Origin of the sequence: Bacillus infantis (assembly GCF_050107595.1) — a bacterium.
In the GTDB taxonomy this organism is placed as follows: domain Bacteria; phylum Bacillota; class Bacilli; order Bacillales; family Cytobacillaceae; genus Bacillus_AB; species Bacillus_AB infantis_C.
Map to the genome: position 1 here is coordinate 238,599 of NZ_JBNILH010000005.1, position 12,215 is coordinate 250,813.

A 12,215-nucleotide genomic window follows, 5' to 3' on the forward strand; every position below is an offset into this window, starting at 1 on the left:
TTTTTGACCGCTCTTCATTGTAACACTAATACATATATTAAACAAGACCGCTGTTTTTAGCCGGTCTTGTTTTTTTGTCTTAGAAAATCCCTGAGCGGCTTCTCCTTTTTCTTTGTGATTCTTATCAATTTCCTCTTTCTGCTGCTTATTATGTGATTATTTTGATCAATAAACCTTCCATCACGAAAACAAGCTTCAGCGACGGCAGAAGCTTGTTTCCTCATTTATAAAGGCTTAGGATCATAGCTGGATCCGGTAAGATCCGTCAGCTCGCAGACAGCATCCCAGGCCAGCGGATAAAATTCATGCTTGGCACCGCGCTCAAGGGCCTGTGCCGGAATGCCCTTCAGGCTTTTCGTGCGCAGTCCGATCATCCTTCTGACCAGCTGGATGTGGGAATGGCGGAAAGTCTGGAAATACTCGTCAAATGTGAGCAGATTCTTCAAGAGCCTGTAAAGCGTCCGATTGCTGTCCGGTTTTTCTAGGAGCTGCAGCACTGTCCTGTTTTCTTTATTTATCAGCTGTTCGAACGGTTCCCAAAGCTTCGGCCCTTCCTTTAGAATGCTGTTGAATCCAGGAGAATCCTGGCCGCTCCCCCTTCCAAGGAACAGCCTGATGGTGTGATAGTCCGCAGGTGTGATGGCTTTTACGAGATCGAAAACGGGCGGGAGCTGGCGCAAATGCTCAATAATCCGGTCAAGCAGTAGGCTCGCCCCTTCGGCATCTCCTTTTTTCATGCTCTTGCATGACCGGTCCAGATATTGAAGGATCAGCTTGAAGTGCAGTTCCGCAATCTGGTGGACTGTCTGGAAAGTGAGCTCATCCTCACAGCAGAGCTCATCTTCTTCCTTCTGAAGGCTGAGCAGTTCTTGTGTGCGGATGTATTTTTCATAGTCGGTAGGCTGTTTGCTTTCCTCTTTCACAGTATCACTCCCATTTCAATCAGGATATTTTCTGAGCACTGCGCGCACTGGGCTTCCATCAGCATATTCGATCGGGAGGGGAAGTGCGATTAATTCGTAGACTCCCGGTTCTGCTTTACTTAAATCCAGCCCCTCAAGAATATGGATCCCGCATCTCTGAAGCTCATGATGGGCGGTAAGCTCCTTGCTGTCCAGCCTATCAACGGACGGTACATCGACACCAATAAGCCTGACGCCTTTTTCAGCTAAAAACGGCCCAATGTCAGGATTTAAAAAGGTGATTTCTTCTGGAAACACAGCAGCATCCCTCCATGATCCCGTCTTTAACAGAACCCTCTCAGCACCGTGAAAATCAATTCCTTCGAGCTCTTTCTTCCCGATGCGGTCTGAGCCTGCAGCATCGACAACCAGCGCTTTTCCTATATACACTTCAAGCGGAATATCTGTCATCCGGTACCCTTCTGAGTCAAAATGGAAAGGGGAATCCACATGGGTGCCGGTGTGTATGCTCATTGTCAGCTTCCCTACATTCACAGAGCCGCTCTCTTCCTTAGGCCAGCTGACTTCATAGGCAAAAGCTGTATCTCCCGGCCAGACAGGCATTCCTTTGTGAAGCTTCCTCGAAATATCGATGATCATCTTCTTTTACTCCTTATGCGATGATTTCGCGCTTGTTTTCAAACTTTTCATAGGTTCTGTTTTCCATGATGTCCCTTAAAATGGACACGGCCCTCCAGATATCATTGTAAGAGGTATAAAAGGCAACCGGAGCGAGCCTGATGATATTCGGAGCACGGAAATCCGGTACGACACCTTTTTCTTTCAATGCTTTGCAGATCCTTGCCGCATCCGGATGCTCAAGAGCAATATGACCTCCCCGCCTTACATCTTCTCTCGGCGTCCCGATTGCAAGTCCATAGCCGGACAGATACGCATCTGCCAATTCCATCAGGTATCCTGTTGCTTTCAAAGATTTCTCTCTGATTCTATCGATGCCGGCTTCCTCAAACATCTCAAGCGATCCTAAGAGCGGAGCGGCACTTAATATATGTGGCGTCCCAATTTGAAAAGCGCCTGCATCCTGTGCCGGTGTGAAGGTATGCTCCATGTCGAACTGTCTGCTTTTATCCGAACCGAACCAGCCGGATAAGCCTGGCATCCTGCCAAAATGCTTTTTGTTCACATAAAGGCCTCCGATTCCCCCAGGTCCGCTGTTCATATATTTATAGCTGCACCAATAGGCGAAATCTGTGCCCCATTCTGAAAAATGGTGAGGAACCGCTCCTGCAGAGTGGCAGGCATCGAAACCGATAAGGATGCCCCTCTTATGTGCTTCCTTCGTGAGCCGTTCAATATCCAGAAGCTGTCCGCTTCTATACAGAACAGTCGGAAGGATGATCAGGCAGATTTCATCTGTCATCGCCTCTATAATGTCTTCCTCGGTGATGGTCCTGCCATCCCTGCTCTTTACCTGGACGAGATGCTCTTCAGGCTGCAGCCCCTTTAACTTTAGCTGTGACTGCAAAGCATAAATATCCGATGGGAAATTCAATTCGTCGGCCAATATTTTGGTTCGCTTGCCTTCCGGCTTGAAAAAGGTTGCAGCAAGCTGGTGGAGATTCGTTGTGGTGGAAGCGGTTCCGATCACTTCTTCAGGCTCTCCTCCAACCAATGCTGCTGACTGCTGTCCCAATTTTTCCGATAAATAGTACCAAGGGTTTTTGCCGCTCATCCATCCGTCTATGCCTAAGTCTTTCCATGAGTCAAGCATGTCGAGCAATGTTTTTTCTGCCCTTGAGGATAAAAGTCCCAGTGAATTGCCATCCAGATAAATCAACTTGTCTTTTATGTAAAATTCTTCTGCAAACTTGCGGAGCGGATCCTGGCTATCCAAATAATCTGCTCTCTCTCTTAATTGATTCAAGCTATTCCCTCCCTGCTCTCCTTAAAAGGTAAGCCAGAAAAAAGGTATTGTCAATATTCTGAATTAACCTGCTAAACGGAAAAAGAACCTGGCTTAGCCAGGTCCCTGTCCTTTTATTTATTCGCCTTTTGCAGGCTCGGGTGCCTTTGCATCTGCTGCACTCCTGAGAGGAATTTCCTTCAGGAAGAAGGTAAGAATGACTGCCACCAGCATGGTGATAGTAACAAATAAGAACACACCTGACAATGCATAGCTGAGGGCCTCCCTGAGCATTGAAATGATATGCTCGAACAGGGAAGCCGCTTCTGCAGGCAGCGAATCCTTAACCTGAGCCAGTTTCTCATGATCCAGGAGAAGCTGAGGATTCTTCAGTGACTCCAGTTTCCCTGCAAGCTCAGGAGAAGCAGCCATATTATTGGTATTCTGGTTTTGTGACATCGTGGTCATTTTGTCTTCCATTCGGTTATTCAGCAGGGTTCCCATAATGGCCACACCCACTGTTCCGCCGACAGATCGGAAAAGCTGTGAAGTCGCCGTAGCAACCCCGAGGAATTTCTGTTCAACCGCATTTTGGACTGTCAGTGTAAACACCGTCATCCCGATTCCGATCCCGAAACCTACAAGAATAAGGAACCCAACAAGTGCGTATTGGGAAGTATCTGCATCCATCCGTGATAATAAATACAATCCAATGGCAGAAATGCATAATCCGATGATTGCCTGAAGCTTATATTTGCCTGTCTTCGAGATGATCTGGCCGCCAAGAGCACTGGCGAAAACCAGCCCCAGAGTCATGGCCATCGTCAGGAAGCTCGAGTGAGTGGCTGAATATCCAAGAACACCCTGGATGAAATAAGGCACATACATAACGCCTCCAAACATGGACACCCCGATGACGAAGCCAATGATATTTGAAATTGTAAAGATGCCGTTCTTGAATAAAAATAGCGGCAAAATCGGTGTTTTTACTTTTTTCTCAATTATGATGAAAAGGATGAGTGCAATCACAGCACCGCCGAACAGCATGATAATCTGTGATGAACCCCAGTCATATTTTGTTCCTGCCCAGGAGAATCCTAATAGAGTGAGAACGATGGTAGCTGTCAGGAATACTGCCCCAACATAATCGACGCTTTCCCCTTTTTTCTTTTCCTGTGACGGGAACAGCTTCCAAATCAATGCAAGTGCGACAATGCCTAGCGGCAGGAATACCCAGAATACCCATTTCCATTCCAGATTATCAACAATATAACCGCCGAGCGTCGGCCCGAAAACACTTGATATACCGAACACAGCGCTCATCGCCCCCTGCCACTTCCCTCTCTCGCGGGGCGCAAAAAGGTCCCCAACGGCCGTAAAGGCGGTAGACATGATCATACCGGCCCCAAAGCCCTGGATGCCGCGGTATGTGATCAGGTCAAAAATATCGGAGGATGTTCCTGATAAAAAGGCGCCGATAGAAAATATGATGATTCCAATTAAAATAAACGGCTTACGTCCGTATATGTCAGACAGTTTCCCGACAAGTATGGTTGTAATGGCGCTGGTCAGCATATAAATCGTGAAAACCCAGCTGTAATAATCAAGTCCGCCCAGTTCAGAAATGATTTTTGGAAGGGCGTTTCCTACGATCGTCTGATTGACTGCGGCAAAAAACATTGCAGCAATGATGGCGATCATAATCGTAATTTTTTCTTTTTGGCTTAAATGTTCCATTCTTTGCTTCACCTCTTGTGATGTCTCTTATTAGTGGATCCTGCCCAGCAGGCTGCTTGTCAGAGCAAGCTCTTCATCCGATAAATCACGGAGCTTTTCTTCAAAATAATCTTTGGATACACGCTCCAGCTCTGCTGCCATCTTTCTTCCCTCAGTTGTCAGGGACAAGCATACAATTCTTCTGTCGTGTTCGCTTCCGCCACGCACGATCAGTCCTTTGCTAAGCAGCTTTTCGCTGACTGCTGTTATATGGCTGCTTGAAACCCCGAGCTCTCCCGCCAGCTGGGAAACTTTACTTTCCCCTTTTTCTGTAAGCTTCCTGAGAACAAGGAATTCATTAAAAGGAATATACCCGTCAAACAGGCCATGAAAATCTGCTTTTGATTTCTTCACAGTTCCTCTCACTGATGCTATCAGGTCGTAAATCAATCTATCCCTGCTAATTGGTATCCCCCCTGCTTCCGTTTACCAGATAAATAATTAACTTTGTGAACTATTAACTTAAGCAACTATAATCCTATGCTTTCTTTTTGTCAACATAAAAAAACCAAAAGCATTTCAAGCTTTTGGTTTTGGTTAATTTAGAAAATATTTCTGGCTAGTTTTAATGAATGTCCCTTTGATTTCCTTAAATAGACGAATAGGCACAAGAAGAATATCGCACCTGCTCCTCTCAGGACTGAAGAAACTGTCATAGCAGCATTCATGCCGGCCGCTTCAAGAAGGAATACCCCAAACTGCGGCGCAATGAAGGCAACGAGTGCCAGCAAAATATTATAGTTCGAAATACAGATGCTGCGTGTTTCCTCTTCAGTTACCTCCAGCAGCTGGTTGAAGAGCAGCAGCACGGTGCCTGAAACAAACAGACCGGAAAAGAAATTGACGATAACCAGATACACCATATTCGGCGACAGGATTGTCAGCACAGGTGCCGATGCCATACCCAAAGATACAAGAATCATCATTTTCGCATTAGTGTGTTTATCAGCCATCCTTCCCCACCATTTAAAGCTCACAATCTGAGCAAGCTGATTCGCAACAGTGAAAAGGCTGATCCAAAGTGCCGTGGCGCCGGCAATCTTGATCTGATAGATGCTGAAAAGCGACCAGGCCATCTGCCACCCGAAATTAAAAAATAGACTGCAGATGATAAAATACAAGAAAGGCTTGTGCCTGAAAACATGAAGGCCGATGCTTAGTTTTTTCTCCGCTTTCCTGCTGGACTTTGGCTCTTCATGCTTGAACAAATAGTACACTTCCGCCAGTCCGATCAAAAACGCGGCTAAAAATAAAACCTGGAAAGGCAGAGCATTGGACTGGTCAAACTGCTGCAGAAGAATGCCGATTGCGAAAGTAGAAAGCATGCCGACAATGGTCATTACTTTGTTCCGCTCGGAGAAGAAACCGCTCCGGCGGCTGTCAGGTATCAGATCGCCGATGAAGGACTGCCAGCTCAGATTGGCAATCGAACCTGGAAAATTCATCAGGCCGACAAGGAGGACAAATATCCACCCTCTCATCTCCTCAGACAGATACACAAGCAAAAACATCGCTAAAAGGAAAAAACGCGCGGCCAGGAAGGAGTAAGCGGTAAGCCGCTTCTTTTCTTCCATCCTGCCTATAAGCAGGGAGCCGATCACCATGGCAAAAATTCCGATAAACTGAGGCAGGGAGCTGATCAGTCCAACCTGGTAGTTCGAAACCCCAAGTACACTGATCGCAAACAGAGGGAAATAATTGGTGCTGATGTTCAAAATGACAGTAGTAGCAATCCCATTGCGGATGCTGAGCTTCTCATTTGCATCGACAGCCGAAGCCGGTCGGGCCATATATACATCTTCTTTCATTGTAGAATTTTTCATAAACAATAATTTCCTTAGCTATCATAGTCTCTCAGCAAAACCGTTGCAAGTGCTTTTTATACATTTTTTGTGAATTTTTCACTGCCGGCTGCAGATGGATTGTAAACACCCCTTCCTTCCTTTAAACTGTTAGGGAACGAAAGGAGCCATACTCTTGAAAAAAATAATGGATCATATTGGCATCGCCGTACGCGATATAGACAGCACCCTCGCATTTTACACAAACATACTGAATGCTGAACTGATTGACAGATACGTAAGTGAAGCACCCGGCGTCGAAAGCGAAGTCTGCATATTAGAGGTTAATGGCGACCGGATCGAACTGCTGGCACCGACAAATAATACAACCTCCCCCATCGCCCGGTTCATCAAGCAAAAAGGAAAAGGCGTCCACCATATCGCCTACCGGGTGCCTGATTTAATGAAGGCAATCGCTGACCTGGAAAACAGCGGAATCCGGATTCTTGAGGATTCTCTCAGGACAAACAAGCATGGCAGGAGGCTTGTGTATCTGAATCCTGCTGATACAGAAGGAACCATCATTGAGTATTGTGATTATCCCGGGATAGTAAACAAGTAGTTAAAACCGCCTTCTCTAAATTGGAAGGCGGTTTTTTCTTTTTTATCCTTTAATGACAAAAGACCTTCCCTGTCAGAGGGGTCTTAAAGTATACTTTATAAGACTGATAATCTTTCAATAGATTTATACTACTGGAGTACATTACATGACCAATGAATTGATACTATATAAATCGCTAGTAGCTTTTTCAGGAGTATTAAGCTTATGCCTATGCCTATTCGCCTTCTTTAAGCTAAAAGGTGCTCCAGGTGTTAAACCATATATCATCGCGACCATTTTATCGTCACTCTTTTCCTTTTTCTATGTATTTGAGCTGTCCAGTTCCACACTGAAGGGCATCAAATTATGGTTAAGTATGGAATACCTTGTCATGCCCTATATTCCTGCCTTTATCTTCATAATGTGTGCTGAATACGCAGGGCATAAACTCAAGCCCTGGGCCCATTATATTCTTTTCCTTATTCCCAGCATAACCATCTTCATGCATGCAACAAACGGCCTTCACCACCTGTACTATACCGCTGTTGAGATGAAAGATGATGCGCCCTTTCCAATTGCCGATCTGGAATACGGCCCTTTCTTTTATGTTCATGCTTTTTATTTGTTCATATGTCTGACGGTCAGTGTCCTGACATTGCTTCTTCAGCTTAAAGGTGCATCCCTTTTGTTCAGAATCCAATTATTGGCCATGGCAGCCGGGCTGATATTCCCGATTCTTGCCAATTATTTTTACTTAAATGACCTTAGCCCCTATGGCATTGACCTTGGGCCGGTGTCCATGAGCTTATCTTATCTTTTCCACTGGGCAGCTTTAATGTCTTTTAAAATGTTCGATGTTACTCCCATATTGAGAGATACGGTTTTTGACAGAATGAAAGAAGGCGTGATTGTCCTGAATACGAAGGATATCATCCTTGACTACAATTCGGGCATGCGCCAAATCATGCCCTTCCTCAAGCCTTCTGTAATCGGGAAGCCTTTTACAGAGGCCTTTGCCGGCTCTGGCACACTCGGGAAAATCATTGAGAATGGCATGGACTGTGACTATGCATGGATGCAGGGTGATAAAAAGATCCACCACCAGGTCCAAATGTCAGACGTTGAAGATAAAAACGGACTTCCAATCGGCCGGATCATTTCATTCGTCAATATTACTGAAAAAATAGCTATCCAGGAAAGGCTGAAAGAACTGGCATCTATCGACGGCCTTACCCAGGTGTTTAACCGGACCTATTTTTTGAAGCAATCTCTGAACTCACTTGACGGCATAGGCCCGAACGGAGGAAATGTCTCCTTAATCATGTTTGACATCGACCATTTTAAAAAAATCAATGATGACTATGGCCATGAAACTGGCGATATTGTCCTCTCCCAAATAGCTGGGATAGCCAAAGAAAGCATACGGGAGTCTGATGTGATAGGCAGATATGGAGGAGAAGAATTTATCATTTTCCTGCCGAATACTTCTTTTGACGAAGCCTATGATATAGCTGAAGCGATACGGCTGAACGTGTCAGGACATTACACCAAGGCCGGTCAGGCTGTTGTGCATGCAACACTGAGCTTGGGCGTTTCACATATATTTCTTTTTCCGCAGGTATTGGACGATCCTATTCAATTTCTGACGAGAGAAGCCGACCAGGCTTTGTACGCCGCCAAAAGGAATGGGCGGAATAATGTTCAGCGGTTTGTGAGGGAAATAGAGTTGACGGAAGTTTAAGCGGGAACAGGCAGGTATATTGTACGCCTGTTCTTTTTGTTTATGTTAAAATATGACAAAAGGAGTGATGATAGTTGATTGTTAAAACACGGACAAAGTCCCGCGAGTTGAGTATTTTTAAAGCCTTGAATTCCCGTATGGATTTGTCGCCTAAAGATGAGACTTACTATTCTAATTTAGAGAAAGGCCACCAGGGCGAGCTTCAATTCGATGAATGGCTTTTTTCTGCAGCAGAAGGCGGACTGATTTTGAACGATTTGCTGCTGGAAATGAACAACACCTTATTTCAAATCGACTCAGTGCTGATCACCGCATACATCGTTTATCTTTTTGAAATTAAAAACTTCGAAGGTGATTTTGTAGCAGAAGGAGACCAATGGTTCACCGCCGCGAGGACCGAAATCAAAAATCCACTCCTGCAGCTCAAAAGAAACGAGCAGCTGTTTCGCCGGCTCCTCCAGGAACTAGGCTGCAAAACCAAAATCCAGTCCCACCTCATCTTTATCAACCCGGAATTCCACCTTTATCAAGCCCCTCTCAACCTCCCTGCCGTATTCCACCCGCAGCTCAACAGATTTGCCGTTCCTCTAAAGAAAGATACCTTAATGAAACTGTCTTCCGCGCATACCAAACTGGCAGATAGATTGGCCGCTGCCCATATTGATAAGTCACCTTTTTCTTCTGTGCCTGAGTATGAGTGGGATGGGTTGAGGAAGGGGATTGGGTGTTTTGGGTGCGGGGTGTTTTATGAGAACTTTGATGGGAAAAGCTTGAAATGTAATCTCTGCGGAGGAAAAGAAAACTATACCGCAGCGATCATGCGTGCTGCAGAAGAATATAAGCTACTTTTTCCGGATAGGAAAGTAACGACTAATGGTATTTTTGAGTGGTGTGAGGTTATTAAATGCAATAGAACCATTCGGAAGGCACTTTCCAGCCAATATGATTTAAAAGGACATGGCTATTCTTCTCACTTTATAGAGCGCAGTTAGATTTTCGGGAATGAAAGTAGGGTTTTAAAGGCATTGCGTATTGCGTAATAATACAAGAATCCAGGTCTTCTTGGTGGAACCTCTTTTTAGTTTCAGTTTTCAGTCCTGTTTTTACTCTTAAGACTAGTTAGGTTTAGTGACTGTTCTCTTCTTGAGACACTCTGATTCAAGTTTACTCTGGTTAGAGTGACTCTTACTTTCTTCTTGAGGTATTCTAGTCTATTTTTCTTGAGTCAGAGTGACTCATTTCTTCTTTTTGAGGCACTCTAGTCTAGCTTTCTTGGGTCAGAGTGACTCATATCCTCTTTTTGAGGCACTCTAGTCTAGCTTTCTTTGGCCAAAGTGACTCATATCCTCTTTTTGAGGCACTCTAGTCTAGTTTACTTTGGCCAGAGTGACTCATATCCTCTTTTTGAGGCACTCTAGTCTAGTTTTCTTTGGCCAGAGTGACTCATATCCTCTTTTTGAGGCACTCTAGTCTAGTTTTCTATGATCAGAGTGACTCATATCTTCTTTTTGAGGCACTCTAGTCTAGCTTTCTTGGGTCAGAGTGACTCATATCCTCTTTTTGAGGCACTCTAGTCTAGTTTTCTATGATCAGAGTGACTCATATCTTCTTTTTGAGGCACTCTAGTCTAGTTTTTTTTAGTTAGAGTGATTCATATCCTTTTTTAGAATCTCTAGTTGTATATTTTTTGTTTGTAGTGGCGCATCCTTGTCTATAGACAATCTCTTTTCATTTTGATTTCACTGTCATGATCTTTTTACCTATCTATACCTATCATTTTGTCAGAACCTAAAGCCCTCCCTCCTTCTCAGCCAACTCCCTCAACCCCCTAGCCCGAAACCCTATAAACTCCCGCATATACCTCTCCAAAAACAGCTTATCAGCTGCAATTCCAAGCAATCCAAAAGGAGATTCATATTGGAAAGTATCAATCATAACCGTTCCTTCACCTTCTTCAAAAAATTCATGGGTATGAACAAATGACTTGAAAGCCCCTTTTACCATGATATCGACAAACCGAAAAGGCTTTTCCATAACTGTAACTTTGGCTGTCAGCCGCTGCCTGATGCCAAAATGAACTGCCTCCCAAGTAACCATATCGCCTTCTTCCAGCATTCCGCTGGTCACCCCCTCAACTGCCCTTTCCTGAGTTTTCGATGTTGTTTGTATATGTACTTCAATACTTCTGGCAAGATCAAAACATACTTCAATTGGTGCTTTAATGAATTCTGAATGTTTGATGGTTGGCATAACGAAGACTCCTCATTTTAAAGTTTGATTATTATAATTTTAACTCAACACAAAAAGGACAGCCATCCAAAGAGGACTGTCCTTGCCAGTTTAGGAGTTCAGATAATCTATTGCAATACTTCCAAAAAACTCTTCTTCTTCGTAATGTGGTGTGTGGCCGCTTTTATCGAAAATAAAAACGTCTCCAAATTTTACATGTTCCTCAAAAGCTTTTACTTGTTTAGGACAAGTTACAGGATCATACTTGCCTAAAAGCAGCAGCATTGGTGCTTTCACTTGGCCCAATGACGGCAGCAGGGAATCGTAGATTTTTCCTTCTTCTCTCAATCGGTTATAGTGAACTTCGGCACGACCGTCGAAAAGATCCCACTCTTCCTGTGTGTAGAGCGCGTAATCAGTTGGATTGTTAAAATTATATGTGTAAATTTCCATTCTATTTTCACCCAGCTGATAGCTTAGATCCATATAAGCACTTAGCAATTGAATAGTACTATTCTGATCATTCAATAACAAGCATTGATTCTTCAAATCTTCCATTTCATACTTTTCAGCAAGCTGAGCGGTTTTACTCAGAAGCGCAAGAGTAGTCAATTTAAAATCAAAAGTTGGACCTTCTAGGATTATCTTGTTAATTGAATCTGGATATAGGCAGGCATATTTTATCGCAAGAAATCCGCCGAATGAATGGCCTATCAGCGACCATTGTCCGATATTCAGATATTCCCTCAACGCCTCACAATCATCTATAATATCATCCAGTCCAAATTGTTCTGAATCTGCAATTTCTTCTGAACGGCAAACCCCTCTTTGGTCTATAGCTATCAGTTTCATTTTTTTAGATAATCGCTCTGCCTGATGATAGCTAAAATCAAAGCAGCTCTCCCCCGGGCCTCCGTGCAGATAAAGTACCGCATTTGAATTATGTTCACCATGTATTTCAATATAAAGCTTTTTTCCGCGAATTTTGATCAGTTTACCATTCATCTATATGACCTCCTATTATGGATTTTAAGTAAAATCAATTCTGAGGAGGGGCACGTGCCGGGATGAAGGTTAGGCTGTTTCGTTAAAATTCATGTTCCTTTAATAGCATGATTATCTCCTTTACTAATCAAAAAATGTATATACTATTTCCGAAAAGTCAACAACGTTTCTCCAGACCCAAAAGTAAAAAACTTCAATATTTCCAATGAATAAACATCAGTAGTATCAATCTCTGCACTTATCATCTTAATATTGT

General features: G+C 43.9%; 11 protein-coding genes. 3 read left to right on the forward strand and 8 right to left on the reverse strand.

The features are described from left to right. Positions 1-224 precede the first annotated feature (224 nt). From ACQCVH_RS12790 to ACQCVH_RS12815, 6 genes are all read right to left on the reverse strand, one after another. On the reverse strand, positions 225-923 hold the full coding sequence (locus ACQCVH_RS12790; RefSeq protein ID WP_426836047.1) for a tryptophan 2,3-dioxygenase family protein: 699 nt from the start codon (positions 921-923) through the stop codon (positions 225-227). Positions 924-938: 15 nt separating this feature from the next. After that, positions 939-1,562: an arylformamidase gene (gene kynB, locus ACQCVH_RS12795; protein WP_426836048.1), complete on the reverse strand. Its 624-nt coding sequence runs from the start codon at positions 1,560-1,562 to the stop codon at positions 939-941. A gap of 13 nt (positions 1,563-1,575) precedes the next feature. After that, positions 1,576-2,847: a kynureninase gene (kynU, locus tag ACQCVH_RS12800; protein WP_426836049.1), complete on the reverse strand. Its 1,272-nt coding sequence runs from the start codon at positions 2,845-2,847 to the stop codon at positions 1,576-1,578. Between the two features lie 117 nt (positions 2,848-2,964). Next, complete coding sequence (locus tag ACQCVH_RS12805; RefSeq protein WP_426836050.1) at positions 2,965-4,563, reverse strand: MDR family MFS transporter; 1,599 nt, start codon at positions 4,561-4,563, stop codon at positions 2,965-2,967. Between the two features lie 30 nt (positions 4,564-4,593). After that, entirely contained in the window at positions 4,594-4,992 is a 399-nt protein-coding gene (locus tag ACQCVH_RS12810; RefSeq protein WP_426836051.1) for a MarR family winged helix-turn-helix transcriptional regulator, read from the reverse strand. A gap of 152 nt (positions 4,993-5,144) precedes the next feature. After that, a complete protein-coding gene (locus ACQCVH_RS12815; RefSeq protein ID WP_426836052.1) occupies positions 5,145-6,425 on the reverse strand; it encodes an MFS transporter in 1,281 nt (426 codons plus the stop codon). A gap of 154 nt (positions 6,426-6,579) precedes the next feature. On the opposite strand from ACQCVH_RS12815, the gene ACQCVH_RS12820 reads away from it, so the two are divergent. The 3 genes from ACQCVH_RS12820 (at position 6,580) to ACQCVH_RS12830 (ending at position 9,717) form a co-directional block, all read left to right on the forward strand. After that, complete coding sequence (locus tag ACQCVH_RS12820) at positions 6,580-7,005, forward strand: VOC family protein (protein WP_426836053.1); 426 nt, start codon at positions 6,580-6,582, stop codon at positions 7,003-7,005. Positions 7,006-7,150: 145 nt separating this feature from the next. Then, a complete protein-coding gene (locus tag ACQCVH_RS12825; protein ID WP_426836054.1) occupies positions 7,151-8,725 on the forward strand; it encodes a histidine kinase N-terminal 7TM domain-containing diguanylate cyclase in 1,575 nt (524 codons plus the stop codon). 74 nt (positions 8,726-8,799) lie between these two features. Then, complete coding sequence (locus ACQCVH_RS12830) at positions 8,800-9,717, forward strand: nuclease-related domain-containing protein (RefSeq protein ID WP_426836055.1); 918 nt, start codon at positions 8,800-8,802, stop codon at positions 9,715-9,717. Positions 9,718-10,513: 796 nt separating this feature from the next. Here the strand turns inward: ACQCVH_RS12830 and ACQCVH_RS12835 are convergent. Both ACQCVH_RS12835 and ACQCVH_RS12840 read right to left on the reverse strand, forming a co-directional pair. After that, entirely contained in the window at positions 10,514-10,975 is a 462-nt protein-coding gene (locus tag ACQCVH_RS12835) for an SRPBCC family protein (protein WP_426836056.1), read from the reverse strand. A gap of 90 nt (positions 10,976-11,065) precedes the next feature. After that, positions 11,066-11,959 (reverse strand): alpha/beta fold hydrolase, encoded by an 894-nt coding sequence (locus ACQCVH_RS12840; protein ID WP_426836057.1) that lies wholly within the window; start codon positions 11,957-11,959, stop codon positions 11,066-11,068. Positions 11,960-12,215: the final 256 nt, after the last annotated feature.

Coding starts and splice junctions, on each gene's coding strand:
- ACQCVH_RS12835 (WP_426836056.1), bottom strand. CDS start 10,975: ATGCCAACCATCAAACATTCAGAATTCATTAAAGCACCAATTGAAGTA.
- ACQCVH_RS12805 (WP_426836050.1), bottom strand. CDS start 4,563: ATGGAACATTTAAGCCAAAAAGAAAAAATTACGATTATGATCGCCATC.
- ACQCVH_RS12840 (WP_426836057.1), bottom strand. CDS start 11,959: ATGAATGGTAAACTGATCAAAATTCGCGGAAAAAAGCTTTATATTGAA.
- ACQCVH_RS12815 (WP_426836052.1), bottom strand. CDS start 6,425: ATGAAAAATTCTACAATGAAAGAAGATGTATATATGGCCCGACCGGCT.
- ACQCVH_RS12825 (WP_426836054.1), top strand. CDS start 7,151: ATGACCAATGAATTGATACTATATAAATCGCTAGTAGCTTTTTCAGGA.
- kynB (WP_426836048.1), bottom strand. CDS start 1,562: ATGATCATCGATATTTCGAGGAAGCTTCACAAAGGAATGCCTGTCTGG.